This window comes from Mycobacterium sp. NGS68, from assembly GCF_059812195.1.
The window spans coordinates 1-15,874 of the sequence record NZ_JCALCE010000044.1 but is presented as its reverse complement, the minus strand read 5'-3'; the positions used below and the strand labels follow the sequence as shown (position 1 = coordinate 15,874).

14 protein-coding genes are annotated in these 15,874 nt (G+C 70.4%); 1 reads left to right on the top strand and 13 read right to left on the bottom strand.

Features of this window, described 5'->3' with window-relative positions; translation table 11 throughout:
• Positions 1-130: 130 nt before the first annotated feature.
• The 12 genes from AC5Y5V_RS28205 to AC5Y5V_RS28150 form a co-directional block, all read right to left on the bottom strand.
• Positions 131-886, bottom strand: a complete 756-nt coding sequence (locus AC5Y5V_RS28205) for a YebC/PmpR family DNA-binding transcriptional regulator (protein WP_499941801.1) — start codon at positions 884-886, stop codon at positions 131-133.
• A 192-nt stretch (positions 887-1,078) separates the two neighbouring features.
• Entirely contained in the window at positions 1,079-1,675 is a 597-nt protein-coding gene (pdxT, locus tag AC5Y5V_RS28200) for a pyridoxal 5'-phosphate synthase glutaminase subunit PdxT (RefSeq protein ID WP_499941799.1), read from the bottom strand.
• Positions 1,672-2,511, bottom strand: a complete 840-nt coding sequence (tesB, locus tag AC5Y5V_RS28195) for an acyl-CoA thioesterase II (RefSeq protein WP_499941796.1) — start codon at positions 2,509-2,511, stop codon at positions 1,672-1,674. The genes pdxT and tesB overlap by 4 nt, the downstream gene beginning before the upstream one ends.
• Before the next feature lie 23 nt (positions 2,512-2,534).
• Positions 2,535-3,443, bottom strand: coding sequence for a pyridoxal 5'-phosphate synthase lyase subunit PdxS (gene pdxS, locus AC5Y5V_RS28190; protein ID WP_499941794.1), 909 nt, complete (start codon positions 3,441-3,443; stop codon positions 2,535-2,537).
• A 98-nt stretch (positions 3,444-3,541) separates the two neighbouring features.
• Positions 3,542-3,874 carry a hypothetical protein gene (locus AC5Y5V_RS28185; RefSeq protein WP_499941792.1) on the bottom strand — a complete coding sequence of 111 codons (333 nt, stop codon included), beginning with the start codon at positions 3,872-3,874 and terminating at the stop codon, positions 3,542-3,544.
• A gap of 158 nt (positions 3,875-4,032) precedes the next feature.
• A complete protein-coding gene (locus AC5Y5V_RS28180; protein WP_499941790.1) occupies positions 4,033-5,076 on the bottom strand; it encodes an NUDIX hydrolase in 1,044 nt (347 codons plus the stop codon).
• The gene (locus tag AC5Y5V_RS28175; protein WP_499941787.1) at positions 5,076-6,200 is read right to left on the bottom strand and encodes a glycosyltransferase family 4 protein; all 1,125 of its coding nucleotides are present in this window, start codon (positions 6,198-6,200) and stop codon (positions 5,076-5,078) included. The genes AC5Y5V_RS28180 and AC5Y5V_RS28175 overlap by 1 nt, the downstream gene beginning before the upstream one ends.
• Entirely contained in the window at positions 6,200-7,153 is a 954-nt protein-coding gene (locus AC5Y5V_RS28170; RefSeq protein WP_499941785.1) for a phosphatidylinositol mannoside acyltransferase, read from the bottom strand. The genes AC5Y5V_RS28175 and AC5Y5V_RS28170 overlap by 1 nt, the downstream gene beginning before the upstream one ends.
• Entirely contained in the window at positions 7,150-7,803 is a 654-nt protein-coding gene (gene pgsA, locus AC5Y5V_RS28165; protein ID WP_499941782.1) for a phosphatidylinositol phosphate synthase, read from the bottom strand. The genes AC5Y5V_RS28170 and pgsA overlap by 4 nt, the downstream gene beginning before the upstream one ends.
• A gap of 7 nt (positions 7,804-7,810) precedes the next feature.
• Positions 7,811-8,374: an ATP adenylyltransferase gene (locus tag AC5Y5V_RS28160; protein WP_499941780.1), complete on the bottom strand. Its 564-nt coding sequence runs from the start codon at positions 8,372-8,374 to the stop codon at positions 7,811-7,813.
• The gene (gene thrS, locus AC5Y5V_RS28155; RefSeq protein WP_499941778.1) at positions 8,371-10,404 is read right to left on the bottom strand and encodes a threonine--tRNA ligase; all 2,034 of its coding nucleotides are present in this window, start codon (positions 10,402-10,404) and stop codon (positions 8,371-8,373) included. The genes AC5Y5V_RS28160 and thrS overlap by 4 nt, the downstream gene beginning before the upstream one ends.
• Before the next feature lie 65 nt (positions 10,405-10,469).
• Positions 10,470-11,093 (bottom strand): PaaI family thioesterase, encoded by a 624-nt coding sequence (locus AC5Y5V_RS28150; protein ID WP_499941776.1) that lies wholly within the window; start codon positions 11,091-11,093, stop codon positions 10,470-10,472.
• 137 nt (positions 11,094-11,230) lie between these two features.
• On the opposite strand from AC5Y5V_RS28150, the gene AC5Y5V_RS28145 reads away from it, so the two are divergent.
• Positions 11,231-13,828, top strand: a complete 2,598-nt coding sequence (locus AC5Y5V_RS28145; RefSeq protein ID WP_499941774.1) for a helix-turn-helix transcriptional regulator — start codon at positions 11,231-11,233, stop codon at positions 13,826-13,828.
• Positions 13,829-13,850: 22 nt separating this feature from the next.
• On the opposite strand, the gene AC5Y5V_RS28140 is transcribed toward AC5Y5V_RS28145, so the two are convergent.
• Positions 13,851-15,683, bottom strand: coding sequence for a PE family protein (locus AC5Y5V_RS28140; RefSeq protein ID WP_499941772.1), 1,833 nt, complete (start codon positions 15,681-15,683; stop codon positions 13,851-13,853).
• Between the last annotated feature and the right edge of the window lie 191 nt (positions 15,684-15,874).

Below are 15,874 nucleotides of genomic sequence, written 5' to 3'. Positions count from 1 at the left end.
CCATCACGCGGCAACCGAACTGTCGGCAGGCCCAGATGGTATCGCGATCCCGACCCGGCGTCCGGCGTTCGGGCAAACCCCATTACCGGCTCAGAAACATTTGCCGGCGGGCGGTGTGAAAGCGCTTGGCCTACTCCTCGTCGAGGGCGGCCAGCACCTCGTCGGACAGGTCGACGTTGGTCCAGACGTTCTGTACGTCGTCGCTGTCTTCCAGCGCGTCTACCAGCTTGAACACCTTGCGGGCGCCGTCCACGTCGACGGGCACGCTGACCGACGGCTGGAAACTGGCCTCGGCCGACTCGTAGTCGATTTCGGCGTCCTGCAGCGCGCTGCGCACCGCAACGAGGTCGGTTGGCTCGGTGATGATTTCGAACGTGTCGCCGAGGTCATTGACGTCCTCGGCGCCGGCCTCCAGCACCGCCAGCAGCACGTCGTCCTCGGTCAGGCCGTTCTTCTCCAGGGTGACGACGCCCTTGCGGGAGAAGAGGTAGGACACCGACCCCGGGTCAGCCATGGTGCCGCCGTTGCGGGTCATCGCGACGCGGACCTCGCTGGCAGCGCGGTTGCGGTTGTCGGTCAGGCACTCGATGAGCACCGCCACGCCGTTGGGCGCGTACCCCTCGTAGGTGATGGTTTGCCAGTCCGCGCCGCCGGCCTCCTCGCCGGCACCCCGCTTGCGGGCCCGTTCGATGTTGTCGTTGGGCACCGACGTCTTCTTGGCTTTCTGGATGGCGTCGAACAGCGTCGGGTTGCCCGCCGGGTCACCGCCGCCCGTCCGGGCCGCGACCTCGATGTTCTTGATCAGCCGGGCGAATTCCTTGCCTCGGCGCGCATCTTTGACGGCCTTTTGATGCTTGGTGGTGGCCCACTTGGAATGGCCGCTCATTGGTGTTCTTGACCTCTTTCGCTCGAATACTTCGCCTAGCGAGTCTACGTGGACAGCGGCGACGGCCTGACCCTGACTAGCTGCTTGCGCCCCGGCACACGCAATGACTCTGCGCTCACCGCGGCCCCTACTCGCACTGATGCGCAGCAGCCGCAGACTCAACGCGGACGGCGGCCCGCCCTCGGCAATGGCTCAACGACGCCCGGTCACCATGTCGACGAACAGCTGGTGAATGCGCCGGTCGCCGGTCATCTCGGGATGAAACGCCGTCGCCAGTACCGGCCCCTGACGCACCGCGACGACATGGTCCGCGGCCCAGGCCAGCACGTCCACCCCGGCGCCGACCCGCTCCACCCAGGGCGCGCGGATGAACACCCCGCGCACCGGGTCGTCGAGGCCTTCGAATGCGACATCGCCTTCGAAGGAGTCCACCTGGCGGCCGAAGGCGTTGCGCCGCACCGTCATATCGATCGCGCCCAGCGGCAGCGCCCGCCGTCCGCCCACGCCGGCGTCCAGGATCTCGGAGGCCAGCAGAATCATGCCCGCGCACGAACCGTACGCCGGCAGCCCGTCGGCCAGCCGCGCGCGCAGCGGTTCCAACAGGTCGACGTCGAGCAGCAGGTGGCTGATGGTGGTGGACTCGCCGCCGGGCAGCACCAGCGCATCGACCGCGTCCAGCTCGCTGCGGCGCCGCACCGTCATCGGCTCGGCCCCGCATTCGCGCAGCGCCGCGAGGTGCTCGCGGGTGTCGCCCTGCAACGCCAACACACCGACGCGCGGCGCGCTCACTGCGGCGAATACCCGCGCTTGAAGCGGGTCAGCCCCTCCTGCATGACTGAGGCCACTAAGTCGCCACTCCGGGTGAAGATCTTGCCCTGAGTGAGGGCGCGCCCACCGCACGCGGACGGCGAGGACTGGTCGTAGAGCAACCACTCGTCGGCGCGGAAGGGCCGCATGAACCACATCGCGTGGTCCAGCGACGACACCTGCAGATGCTCCCGCTCGTCGAGGTGCGTGACCTGCGCCGATCCCAGCAGCGTGAGGTCGCTCATGTAGGCCAGCGCGCAGATGTGCAGCACCGGATCATCCGGCAGCGGGTCGCGGTGGCGGAACCACACCTGCTGCTGGGAGGCCTTGCCGGGTAGCAGCGCCAGCTTGTCGCGCGGCACGATGCAGACGTCCCACTCCTCGAACTGCTTGAACCCGGCGTCGTCGAACACCCGGACCGACTGCAGCCCGGGCAGCCCGTCGGGGGGCGGCGCAGCCGGCATGGCGTCCTGGTGGGTGATGCCCTCCTGATGGACCTGGAACGACGCCCCCATGCTGAAGATGATCTCCCCGTGCTGGACGGCGTTGACCCGCCTGGTGGCGAACGATCCGCCGTCGCGGGTGCGTTCGACGAGAAACACCGTGCTCTCTTTGGCGTCCCCGGGCCGCAGGAAGTAGCCGTGCAGCGAGTGCACCTGGTAGCGCGGGTCGACGGTCCGCACCGCCGATACCAGCGACTGCCCGGCCACGTGACCGCCGAACGTGCGCTGAAAGAACCCCGACTCCGGGCTGAAGACGCTGCCGCGGTAGATGTTGACCTCTAGTTGCTCGAGGTCAAGGATCTCTTCGATCGCCACGGGTTGTTCTTACCAGCCCGGTCCTACCACCCGCGTTCGGCCAAGCGGTGCGGCTGCGCGATGTCCGCGACGTTGATGCCCACCATGGGTTCGCCCAGGCCGCGCGACACCTTGGCCAACATGTCCGGGTCGTCGTAGAACGTGGTGGCCTTGACGATCGCGGCCGCACGCTGCGCGGGATCGCCCGACTTGAAGATGCCGGAGCCGACGAACACGCCCTCGGCGCCCAGCTGCATCATCATCGCCGCGTCGGCGGGGGTGGCGATGCCGCCCGCGGTGAACAGCGTGACGGGCAGCTTGCCGGCCCGGGCCACTTCGACGACGAGTTCGTAGGGCGCCTGCAATTCCTTTGCCGCAACGTACAACTCGTCGTCCGACAACGACGCGAGCCGACGGATCTCGCCGCCGATCGCCCGCATGTGGGTGGTCGCGTTGGAGACGTCGCCGGTGCCGGCCTCGCCCTTGGAACGGATCATCGCCGCCCCCTCGTTGATGCGCCGCAGCGCCTCACCGAGATTGGTCGCCCCGCACACGAACGGCACGGTGAACTTCCACTTGTCGATGTGGTGGGTGTAGTCGGCGGGGGTCAGCACCTCGGACTCGTCGACGTAGTCCACGCCGAGGCTTTGCAGGATCTGCGCCTCCACGAAATGCCCGATGCGTGCCTTGGCCATCACCGGGATGGTCACCGCGGCGATGATGCCCTCGATCATGTCGGGGTCGCTCATCCGCGACACCCCGCCCTGCGCACGGATGTCGGCGGGCACCCGTTCCAGCGCCATCACCGCGACGGCACCGGCGCCCTCGGCGATGCGGGCCTGCTCCGGGGTGACGACGTCCATGATGACGCCACCCTTGAGCATTTCGGCCATGCCGCGCTTGACGCGGGCCGTTCCCGTCTGCCCACTGCCGTTCGTTGCGGCGGTATCCACTGCTGATCCCTCCTTCAACTGGTGTCGGTCCAGTCTAGTGAGGGGCCCAGCGGGCGGCACCTACAGACGCCGCCTACAGCCGATACCTCGACGCCGACTCAACCGATTCGGCGGGCTCTCATGCTTCGCCAAATCAAAAAGACGATGGCCAACAGAAATAGGACGCCGGCCACCACCATGATGATGTGGTGCGTGCCCCAGTGCTCCGCCGCATACGCTTTGGCGTCGTTGTAGCTGGTGTAGCTGACGCTGCCGTTGTGCGTGGTCTTGCACCTGCTGCCGGATGTCATCACTTGGCCGCCGCACCGAGGAACGCCGTCCGACCACCATGGATGCAGGCCGAAATACAGCAGGCCACCCCCCAAGACCAGGCAGAGAAGTACCCAGCCGCCCACTCCGTCTTTCTTCCGGTTCCTGTACGTCCCTGCCATTGCCCCCTCCTGAATGCATTGAACGACGGCGGCCCGCCCCCGGAGCCTCGCGACCATCCCAGCAAACATATATGTGTTGCTGGCGGCCCGCTCGCGAACAGACGCAAAAGCACCCGTCACGCCGGGCGTGTGGGAGCTTTTGCGTCTGCTCGCGCAGGTTAACGGATGGATTCCAGCTGCCGCGGCCGGCCGGCCATGCGGCTGTCGGCCAGCGCGGCGGCGGCACCGAGGCGTTCGGCGAGTTGCAGGGGGTACACGGTCTCGCCGGCGGCCACCAGCTCGGCGATGTCCTCGGCGGTGCACCACCGGTGGCCGTGGATGTAGCGCCGTTCCAGTTCGGTCCGGCCCGCGCTGGACGGCTCGAGGCGACGGGTTCGGTGGACGAAGAAGAACTCTTCGCTGTCGATCAGTCTGTCGTTGAACTCGAACACCTCGTCGCGGCGCCAGACGGGTCCGATCATCTCGGCCGGCGCGACCCGCAAGCCGGTTTCCTCGGCCAACTCACGCGCGGCGGCCTCGGCCAGCCGCTCGTCCTGCTGCACCTCGCCCCCGACGGTGAACCACCACCGCGCCACCTCCTCCACGCCGGCGGGATCCGAACCGCATAGCAGCAGCACCGCGCCGGACTCGTCGAGCAACACCACCCGCGCCGACGTGCGGTGGTTGAGCACCCCGTGCACGCCGTGCGCCAACCCGTGCGACCGTTCGACGATCTCGAAATAGCTTGGCAGCGGCGCCCTGCCACCCAGCCGGAACAGCCGCACCATGCGCCGCTCGGCCAGCACCAGGGTGTCGCGGACCGCGTCGTTGTGAAATCGGCGGGCCAGCAGCACCCGGGCCTCGGCGTCGGCCAGCTCGGCGACCAGGCCCGTCGGCAGCGCCGTCGGATCGACCATCGCCAGGGCTGCCGACAGCTCGTTCTCGCACGCTTCGCGCTGCTGCCGCGGCGCGCGCTCGGCCGCATCGGCCAGGGCCGCCAGCCGCCTGCCCTCCGGCGCGCCCCCGTAGGCGTCGATCGCCACCGCACGCGCCACGACAGCTCGTCGCGCCAGCGCACCGTCGAGCGCCTGCCAGGACAGGTCGTAGCGGACGTTGAGCCGGTCCAGCCGGTTGGCGCGCTGATATCCCCAGGCGCCGAACACCACCAGCATCACGAACAGCGCCGCCGCCAGCACGATGAGCGCGACCGTCAGCGCCGACATCAGCTCGCCACCTGGACCTTCACCCCGGACCCGGCGACCGTCTCGTATACCCGCATGATCTGGCTGGCCACCACCGACCAGTCGTAGCGGGCGACGGCCTCCGTCCCGGCGGCCACGTAGCGTTCCCGCAGCTCCCCGTCTTCCAGCACCGCGATCAGCCCGTCGGCCAGCGCATCGCCGTCCCCGACGGCGACCAGCCGCCCGACCTCGCCGTCGACCAGCACCCGCCGGAACGCGTCGAGGTCGCTGGCCACCACCGCGGTGCCCGCGGCCATCGCCTCCACCAGGACGATGCCGAAACTCTCGCCACCGAGGTTGGGCGCGCAGTAGACGTCGGCGCTGCGCATCGCCGAGGCCTTTCCGGCGTCGTCGACCTGGCCCAGAAACCGCATGTGTTCGGCCAAATCGCCGGCCTGGTTTCGCAATTGGTCCTCGTCGCCGCGACCGACGACCAGCAGCTGCAGGTCGGCGAACCGCCGCACCAGCTTGGGCAGCGCGTCCAGCAGGACCGCCATGCCCTTGCGGGGCTCGTCGTAGCGGCCCAGGAACAGCACCGTCTTGCCCGGCCGCGGATAGCCGTCCAGCAGCGGCGCCGAGGCCAGCGCCGCGACGTCCACGCCGTTGGGGATCTCCACCGCGTCGGACCCCAGCGCCTCCATCTGCCAGCGCCGCGCCAGGTCGGACACCGCGATCCGCCCCACGATCTTCTCCTGCATGGGCCGCAGCAGCCCCCCGAAGACCGTCAGCGTCAGCGATTTGGTGGTCGACGTGTGGAACGTCGCGACGATCGGGCCCTCGGCGATCCGCAGCGCCCACATCGACAGGCTGGGCGCGTTGGGTTCGTGCAGGTGCAGGACGTCAAAGTCGCCGTCGGCCAGCCAGCGCCGCACCCGGCCGTGCACGGCCGGGCTGAATTGCAGCCGCGCCACCGACCCGTTGTAGGGAATCGGGATGGCCCGGCCGGCGGAGACGACGTACTCCGGCAGCGCCACGTCCGGCGACGACGGCGCCAGCACGCTGACCTCGTGCCCGCGGGCCCGCACCACCTCGGCCAGCTGCAGAACATGTGACTGCACCCCGCCCGGCACGTCGAACGAGTACGGACAGACCATCCCGATCCGCATCAGGTTTCCTTCAGCCAGGCCTGTCTGGCATCGGACAGATCGGCCAGCCACTGCGGCTGCATCATGTGCCAATCGGCGGGATGGGCGGCGATGTTGGTGGCGAACTGGTCGGCCAGCGCCTGGGTGATGACGCCGACGTCGCCGCTGGTGCAGTCCAACGGTTCGTGCACCGAGAAGCCCCAGCCGCCGCGGTCGGTGAACCAGCAGTGCACGGGCAGCAACGCCGCCCCGGTCTGGACCGCAAGCTTGGCCGGCCCCGCCGGCATTCGGGTCGCCTCGCCGAAGAAGTCGACCTGGACGCCGGTGCGGGTGAGGTCGCGCTCCGCCATCAGGCACACCACGCCGTTGTCGGCCAGCCGCTCGCAGAGCACCTCGAACGGGCCCTGCCGCCCGCCGGACAGCGGCAACACCTCGAAGCCGAGGCTCTCGCGGTAGTCGATGAACCGCTTGTACAGGGACTCGGGCTTGAGCCGCTCCGCCACGGTGGTGAAAGTGCCGCGGGTCTGCACCAGCCACACCCCCGCCATGTCCCAGTTGCCGCTGTGCGGCAGCGCCATCACCACGCCCCGGCCGGCGGCGATCGCGGCGTCCAGATTCTCGACGCCGCGGAACGCCCGGTCGAGCACGACGGCGAGCTTGCTGTGGTCCATCGTCGGCAGCCGGAACGCCTCCCGCCAGTACCGGGCGTAGGAGGCCAGCGACGCGCGCATCAGCGACGCGGGGACATCGCGCGGCCGCACACCGAGGACACGGGCCAGGTTCTTGCGCAGCTGCTCGGGCCCGCCGCGGCGGGCGGCGTAGCGGGCCCCGGCGTCGAAGGCGTTGCGGGCAACGAACTCCGGCATGGCGCGCACGGCCATCCAGCCCGCGGCGTACGCGTAGTCGGTGGCGGCCCCGGTCACCAGGGCGCGCGGCCGTCCGGGCAGCCGCAAGTTGACCGACGGCGGGATCACGGCTCGCTCTTTTCGTCCAGCGGGATGCGGTCGACGGCCCCGGGCGAGGTCCGCACCGCGTACACCCGCTGCCCGACGGTGATGACGCTGGCCACCGCCAGCACCCACATGCCCACGGGCAGCGCCGGCGGCCAGGCGATGAACGGGAAGTCCGACACACCCGCGCCGACCAGCACGATGATCAGCCGCTCCGGGCGCTCGATGAAGCCGCCGTCGCCGCGCAGGCCGCTGGCCTCGGCCCGGGCCTTGATGTAGGAGATGACCTGCGAGGTGACCAGGCAGATCAGCGTGGCCACGACCAGCGGGCGGTCGTGCATGTGGAACGCGATCCACCACAGCAGCCCGCAGAACACCGCGCCGTCGCTGATCCGGTCGCAGGTGGCGTCCAGCACCGCGCCGAACCGGGTGCCGCCGCCGCGTTCGCGCGCCATCGCCCCGTCGAGCATGTCGAACACCACGAAGAACCAGACCACGCAGCCGCCGATGAACAGCTTGCCCATCGGGAACAGCGTCGCCGCGGCCGCGACCGTCGCGGTGGTGCCGATGACGGTGACGGCGTCCGGCGTGAGGCCCATGCGCAGCGCCACCCGCGCGGCCGGCCTGGTGACCCGGACGAACGCCGCCCGCGTCAGGAACGGGAGCTTGCTCACGGGCGCCTCATTGCTGCCGGGCCCATTCCGTGGCGAGCAGCCGCCGGGTGTCGCGCAGCAACTGCGGGATCACCTTGGAGCCGCCGATGATCGTGATGAAGTTCGCGTCGCCGCCCCAGCGCGGCACCACGTGCACGTGCAGGTGCTCGGCCAGCGACCCGCCCGCCGACGCCCCCAGGTTCAGCCCCACGTTGAAGCCGTGCGGCCGGGACACGTTCTTGATGACGCGAATGGCCTTCTGGATGAACGCCATCAGCTCCGCGCTCTCCGGCTCGGTGAGGTCCTCGAGCTCAGACACCCGGCGGTAGGGCACCACCATCAGATGGCCGGGGTTGTAGGGGTACAGGTTGAGCACGGCGTAGACGAGTTCGCCGCGGGCCACCACCAGGCCCGCCTCGTCGGACATCTGCGGGATGTCAGTGAACGGCTGCGACGAGCCCGCCGACGAGTTGGGGTCGTGCTTCATCGGCGCTTCGGCGAGGTAGGTCATCCGGTACGGCGTCCACAGCCGCTGCAGCTGGTCACGCTGGCCGACGCCGGTGTCGGAGATGGTGTCGTCCGGTTCGCTCACGGCGGGCTAACCTTCACCAGCTCGGCGGTCGGAGTGACGTTGCGGCGCTCGGCGATCCAGTTCACGATGGCCGCGACGGCGGCGTCGCGGGGCACGCCGTTGATCTGGGTGCGGTCACCGAAGCGGAAGCTCACCGCGCCGGCGGCCACGTCGCGGTCCCCGGCCAGCAGCATGAACGGCACCTTCTGGTTGGTGTGGTGCACGATCTTCTTGGCCATCCGGTCGTCGCTGGTGTCCACCTCGACGCGCACCGCATGCGACTTCAGCTGCGCGGCAACGTCTTGCAGGTAGGCGGCGTGCTCGTCGGCGACCGGGATGCCGACCACCTGCACCGGCGCCAGCCAGGCCGGGAACGCGCCCGCATAGTGCTCGGTGAGCACGCCGAAGAACCGCTCGATGGACCCGAACAGCGCGCGGTGAATCAGCACCGGCCGCTGCCGCGTGCCGTCGCTGGCGGTGTACTCCAGGTCGAACCGGTCGGGCATGTTGAAGTCCAGCTGAATGGTCGACATCTGCCAGTTGCGGCCCAGCGCGTCCTTGACCTGCACCGAAATCTTGGGACCGTAGAACGCCGCGCCGCCCGGGTCGGGCACCAGCTGAAGGCCCGACGCCTCGCCGACCTCCCGCAGGACCGCGGTGGCCTCGTCCCAGACCTCGTCGGAGCCCACATACTTGTCCGGGTCCTTGGTCGAGAGCTCCAGGTAGAAGTCGTCCAGGCCGTAATCGGCCAGCAGGTCCAGCACGAACCGCAGCAGCGAGGCCAGCTCTTCGCGCATCTGCTCGCGCGTGCAGTAGATGTGCGCGTCGTCCTGCGTCATGCCGCGCACGCGGGTCAGGCCGTGGATGACCCCCGACTTCTCGTAGCGGTAGACGCTGCCGAACTCGAAGAGCCGCAACGGGAGTTCGCGGTAGGAGCGACCCCGGGCCCGGTAGATCAGATGGTGCATCGGGCAGTTCATCGGCTTGAGGTAGTAGTCCTGCCCGGGCTTGCGCACCGTGCCGTCCTCGTTGAACTCCGCGTCCATGTGCATGGGCGGATACATGCCGTCGGCGTACCACTCCAGGTGGCCCGACGTGATGTAGAGCTGCTCCTTGGTGATGTGCGGGGTGTTGACGAACTCGTAGCCCGCCTGCTCGTGCTTACGGCGCGAGTACTCCTCCATCTCCCGACGGATGATGCCGCCCTTGGGGTGGAATACCGCCAGGCCCGAACCGATCTCGTCGGGAAAGCTGAACAGGTCCAGCTCCACGCCCAGCTTGCGGTGATCGCGGCGCTGCGCCTCGGCGATCAGCTCGAGGTGGCGGTCCAGCGCCTCCTGCGACTCCCAGGCGGTGCCGTAGATGCGTTGCAGGCTGGCGTTTTTCTGATCCCCCCGCCAGTACGCGGCGGAGCTTCGGGTCAGCTTGAACGCCGGGATGTGTTTGGTGGTGGGGATGTGCGGGCCGCGGCACAGGTCACCCCAGACCCGTTCGCGGGTGCGGGGATTGAGGTTGTCGTAGGCCGTCAGCTCGTCGCCACCGACCTCCATCACGTCGGGGTCGCCGCTCTTGTCGTCGACGAGTTCGAGCTTGTAGGGCTCGCCGGCCAGCTCCGCGCGCGCCTGGTCCTTTGAGGCGTAGACGCGGCGGTCGAACAGTTGCCCGTCCTTAACGATCTGGCGCATCCGCTTTTCCAGCTTGTCCAGGTCCTCGGGCGTGAACGGCTCGGCCACATCGAAGTCGTAGTAGAAGCCGTCGGTGATCGGCGGCCCGATGCCGAGCTTGGCGTGCGGGAAGAGGTCCTGCACGGCCTGCGCCAGCACGTGCGCCGCCGAATGCCGGATCACGCTGCGGCCCTCGTCGGTGTCGGCGGCCACCGGGATCACCTCGACGTCGGTGTCGGGTACCCAGCTCAGGTCACGCAACTTGCCGTCGGCGTCTCGCACCACGACGACGGCGTCGGGCGCGCCACGCCTGGGCAACCCCGCCTCGCCGACCGCGGCGGCCGCGGTAGTCCCGGCGGGAACCCGAATCGGGGCGGGGGCGCTCATCGGGTGGTCTCCAATGCTCAAGTGGGTTGGAAGCGATCGCCGACCATGCTAATCGGGAGGTCGCCTCAGGGCTGTCCCGGCTTGAGCCGCACGAACAACGCGTCGGCCTCGGTCAGCAGGGTGTCGCCGTCGCTCAGCCGCCCGGACACGAAGATCTTGCGCCCGTCCACACTGTCCACTCCGGCGTCGAACTGCAACTCTTTTTCGATCGGCACGATGTTGCGGTAGTTGATCTTGAGGTAGGCGGTGCGCTGGCGGCGGCTGCCGGTGAGCAAGACGGCCGTCAGCCCCAGGACCGTGTCGAACAGCATGCCGAGCGAACCGCCGTGCACGGCGCCGTTGCGGCCCAGGTGGAAGCGGGCGAACCGGGCCCAGCCGGCGACGCGGCCGTCGTCGGTCCGGTGGGCGTCCATCGGAATGGTCAGCACGTTGCCGCGCACCGGCAGGTCCATCCGGCGGCCCGACGGCGCGTGCCATTCGTCGGCGTCGTAGGGCGCCAGCAGCGCGGACAGTTTTTCCAGGGCGTCGGCGGCCTGGGTGATCACCTCGTCGGGCGCGTCGACGGCGCGGGCATGGTCCTGCAGCCGGCGCACCGCGTCGACGAACCGCCCGTAATCGGGGCCGCCCTTGGTCGTCGGTTCGGGCGGGTTGAAGCCGCCGCCAGGGTGTCGCTGATGATCGCCTGCCACAGGGAGCCACTCTAGAGCCGCACCCGCGATTCACAGGGCCTCAACAGGCAGAACCTCTGGGAACGACGGCCCCGAGAGCGCACACTGCCGGTGCGCGCCGTCCGGCGGGCGCGGGGCGGGACGGGAGCGAAAGGCTGGTGGACTGTCTGCTGGAGCGCCGCGCGGCGCTGGACGAGCTTAACGAGTTGGCGCGATCCGCGCGGGGCGGGTCCGGCCGAGTGGTGTTACTGCGCGGCGAGGCCGGTGTCGGCAAGACAGCGGTGATCAACCGGTTCATCCGGACGCTGGACGACTCGATGCGGGTGTTGCTGGGCTGGTGTGACCCGCTGGCCTCGCCGCGTCCGCTGGGTCCACTGCTCGACGCGGTCGTCGGGTTCGGCGCCGCCGCCGCGCCCCTGGTTGCGGCGATCGAATCCGGCGACTCCGGCGCCCTCTATCGGCGACTTCTTGCCGCCCTGCGGGACGGGCGCCGTTGGGTGTGGGTGATCGAAGACGCCCACTGGGCCGACGGGGCCACCTTGGATCTGATGCGCTTCCTCGCCCGGCGCGCCCAGTCGTTACCGCTGCTGCTCGTGGTGTCTCACCGCGACGACGAGTTGGATCACCGACACCCGCTCTCGCTCGCCTTGGGAGACATGGCGACCTGCGCGGCGATCAGCCGCATCAAGCTGGAGCCGCTGACCCGCGAAGCTGTCGGCGTGCTGGCCGCACGCAGCGGCCTAGACGTCGATTACCTGCACCAACTCACCGGCGGAAATCCGTTCTACCTCACCGAGGTGCTGGCCGACGGTGGCGAGGCGCTGGACCATGATCTGTTGCCGCGCAGCGTCTTCGAGGCGGTATGGGGACGGCTGGGCCGCCTTTCGACGGAGGCGCGCCGGACCGCGCAAGCGGTGGCGGTGTGCGGGCCGCGCGCCGACGTGACGCTGGTGCACAAGGTGTGCCCGGAAGCGGCGGCCGCGCTGGACGAATGCCTGGACGCGGGAATGCTTGTCGCCGAGGCGGATACAATTCGGTTTCGCCACGAGTTGGCCCGCCGCGCCACCATGCAGCGAATTCCCGACTACCTGCGCAAGGCCTTGCACAACCGCGCCCTCGATGCGCTGGCCGAACCACCGATCGAGGGAAATACGCTGGCACTGTTGACTTTTCACGCCGATCAGGCCGTCAATCACGACGCCGTCATCCGGTACGGGTCCGCCGCCGCCGAGCGGGCCGCGTTACTGGGCGCACACAGCCAGGCCGCCGAACTGTACGAGTTGACGCTGCGCCACGCCGACGCGGCCGCCGAACAGAAGGCGCACTGGCTGGAACAACACGCCTTCGCCAGCCATTTGTGCGGCCTTGGTGACGCGGCACAGTCGTCGTGGCGGGAGGCGGTCAAACTGCGCCGCGCGGCGGGTGACAGGGTGGGCGAGGCCGAGGATCTGCGCCAGCTGTCCCACGAGTTGTACGGGCTTGGCCGCGTCGCCGAGGCCGCCGAGGCCGGGCGGGAGTCGCTACGGGTGGTGCAGCAGGCCGGTCCCTGCCCGCAGCTGGCCTGGTCGCTGGTCAACCTTGCCGAGATCGGCGTGCTGCGCTTCGACCCAGCAGCCACCGAGTACGCCACCGAGGCCATCGCGTTGGGCACCCAGCTCGGCGACGAGGCCGTCGTCGTCCGCGCGCGCGGGTACGCCGCACTGGCCCGCGTGCTGCACGGGGAACCCGGTTGGGACGACCTCGAATCGGCCTGGCGCGACGCGATGATCACCGACCACCGCGGCGAACACGCCGGCCTGCTCGGCGCCGACATTTGCTGGGCAGCGGCGCGGCAGTACGACCTGGAACGCGCCGACCGCTACATCGCCGAATCCCTGTCCTATTGCCGTGACCGCAATCTGCTCACCTTCGAGGCCTTCAACCTCGGTGTCGGCGCTCTGGTGGACCTACATCGCGGCGAGTGGGCCCGCGCCGGCAGTTGCGCCGAAAGCCTGCTCAGCCGTCGAGGTTTACCGGCGCTGCACCGCATCCTGCCGCGGCTGGTCCTGGCGCTGATCCGCGCCCGCTGCGGGCAACCCGCGGTCACCCCGCTCCTCGCGGACATCGCGGCGAGCTCCGAGCCAGACCAGCTGCGACTGTTTCCGATTGCCAGCGCCCGCGCCGAATCGGCCTGGCTGGCCGGCGAGGACGACACCGCGCGAAGCGAGGCACGCGACGCCCTGCTCGACGCGGAGGCAGACCGGGATCCGTCGCTGACGTGGCAACTGCGCCGGTGGATGCTGTTGCCCGGCCCCCAGTCGATGTCGGTGGCCGTCGACCCCCCGCTCACGCCTTTCCAGTTGGAGATCTCCGGAGACTGGCATGCCGCAGCGCAGGCGTGGGCCAACCGCGGCTGTCCGTACGAAGCGGCGATCGCCCAGCTTGGCGGGGACCTCACCGCGGTCGAGTCGGCGTTGGCGACCTTCCGTCGGCTCGGCGCGCGGGCCGCGGTCCGGCGGGCTCAGCAGCGCCTTGCGGCGCTGGGCGGCCCTGCGCCCCGCGGCCGCCGGACCGACACCTTGTCGGACCCCGACGGGTTGTCGAAGCGGGAACGCGAAGTGCTGAACTTGCTCGCCCAGGGGCAGAGCAACATTCAGATCGCCACCTCGCTGTGTATCAGCCCCAAGACCGCTGGCTGCCACGTCAGTTCCATCCTCGCGAAGCTCGGCGTGCACAACCGAACGCAGGCCGCCGCGCACGCGCGGGCGCGGGTCTAGCCGGTTCGGCGCTGTCCGGCAATCAGCCGTCCTGGCCGGTGCTGCCCGTATTGCCGGCGTTGCCGTGGGAGCCGCTGTTGCCATTGGCCGTCGAGCCGGAACCGCCACCGCCACCGCTGCCGTAGCCGCCACCCGACCCGCCGCTGCCACCGCTGCCCCCCTGTCCTGAGCCGGCGCTGACGCCCTGATCGCCGATCAACGCGCCGCCGGCGCCGCCGGCGCCGCCGAGGCCGCTGCCGCCGCCATTCCCGCCCGCGCCGCCGTCTCCGCCGTTGCCGCCGTTGCCGCCATTGCCGCCGATATTGATGCTCGTGGCCAGCTCCCCCGTTCCGCCCTGGCCCCCGCCGCCGCCCGTCCCGCCGACACCGCCCGCGCCGCCCGTGCCGCCGTGGCCGGCGGCGCCACCTTCGCCGCCGTTGCCGACCAGACCCGCGGCCCCGCCGGCGCCACCACTGCCGCCGGCGCCACCCTGACCGCCATCTCCACCGGTACCGCCCAGGCCGCCGCCACCGCCGTTGCCGCCGCTCGACCGCGTGCTGGCCTGTTCGCTGAACCCGCCGTCGCCGCCGATTCCGCCGTTGCCACCGCCGGCTCCGCTTCCGCCACCGCCGCCGAGGCCACCGGCGCCGCCGGCACCGCCGTCGCCGACCAGCAGACCTCCGTGCCCACCACTTCCGCCCACGCCCCCGGCCCCGCCGACGCCCCCTGACGCGCCGGCCCCGCCGGTGCCCGCACTGCCCCCGGCGCCGCCGTAGGTGTACGCACTCACGGCGGCAGCACCGCCCGCACCGCCCGCACCGCCCAGGCCGCCCGGAGCCAAAGCTATGGCGCCACTGCCACCATTGCCGCCGGTGGCGATACCGAAACCGGTGGTGACCACTTGGGCGTCGCCGCCGAGGCCGCCGGCCCCGCCGGCGCCACCTGCCCCGCCATCCCCGCCATTGCCTCCGGTCGCGGTGCCGTTGGTGGCCACCGCCAGCGCAAACCCGCCGGTTCCCCCGGTCCCCCCGGTCGCGGCGACTCCCCCCGCGGCACCAGTCCCGCCATTCCCCCCGAATATTTGGCCGGTGGCATACGTACTCGCCTCGGCGCCCAGTGATCCGGTGCCGGCCGTCGCGCTGCTGACGGTGGGGTTGACTCCGCTGGCGCCGGTGATACCGGTACCACCCTGCCCGCCGCCACCGCCGGTGCCGAACAGAATTGCGTTGCCGCCGCTACCGCCTTGGCCTGCGGCGCCGCCGTTGATCCCCACCGCCGCGGCGCCACCCTGGCCGCCGAGCCCGCCGTTGCCGTAGAGCAGGCCGCCGGTGCCACCGCTGCCGCCGGCCGCGCCGGCACCCCCGACACCGCCTGTGCCGCCGGTGCCGAACAGCCCCGCGGCACCGCCGTTGCCGCCGGCCTGCCCCGGCGCGCCGGAGCCACCGGAGCCGCCGTTGCCGAACAGGATTCCGCCCGGCCCGCCGTTCTCTCCCGTGCCCGCGGCGCCGTTGGTGCCGTTGCCGAACAGCGGACGTCCCACCAACGCCTGGGCGGGAGCATTGACCACACCCTCCACGGCCTGCAGCGGAGTCGCGTTGGCGGCCTCGGCCTGCGCATATGCCCCGTCGGCCGCGCCCAACGCGCGCGCAAAGCGGTCGTGGAAGGCTGCCCACTGCGAGCTGAGCGCCTGGTAGGCCTGGCCGTGGCCGGAGAATACGGACGCCACCGCGGCCGACACCTCGTCGGCCCCCGCTGCCACCAGGCCAGTCGTGCTGGTGGCCGCCGCGGCATTGGCCTCGCCCAGGCGCGTACCAATGTTGGCCAAATCCGTTTGCGCCGTTGTCAATTCATGCGGCATCACAAATACGGACGACATTTGCCAGCCCTCGCATCCTCGGCGGCCCCCGACGGCCGCACCCGATCCTCATTTTCGGACTGCCCCGGGGCCGCGAACATACGGCAAATTCCCTATCTTGGGGGCCGCGTGACCGGCGCGAGCGGCCGCAAAAGACATCCCAGGGGCGTAATTAGTCAAGCTGCGGCGGTTTGGCGGTGTGCCCAGGCTTG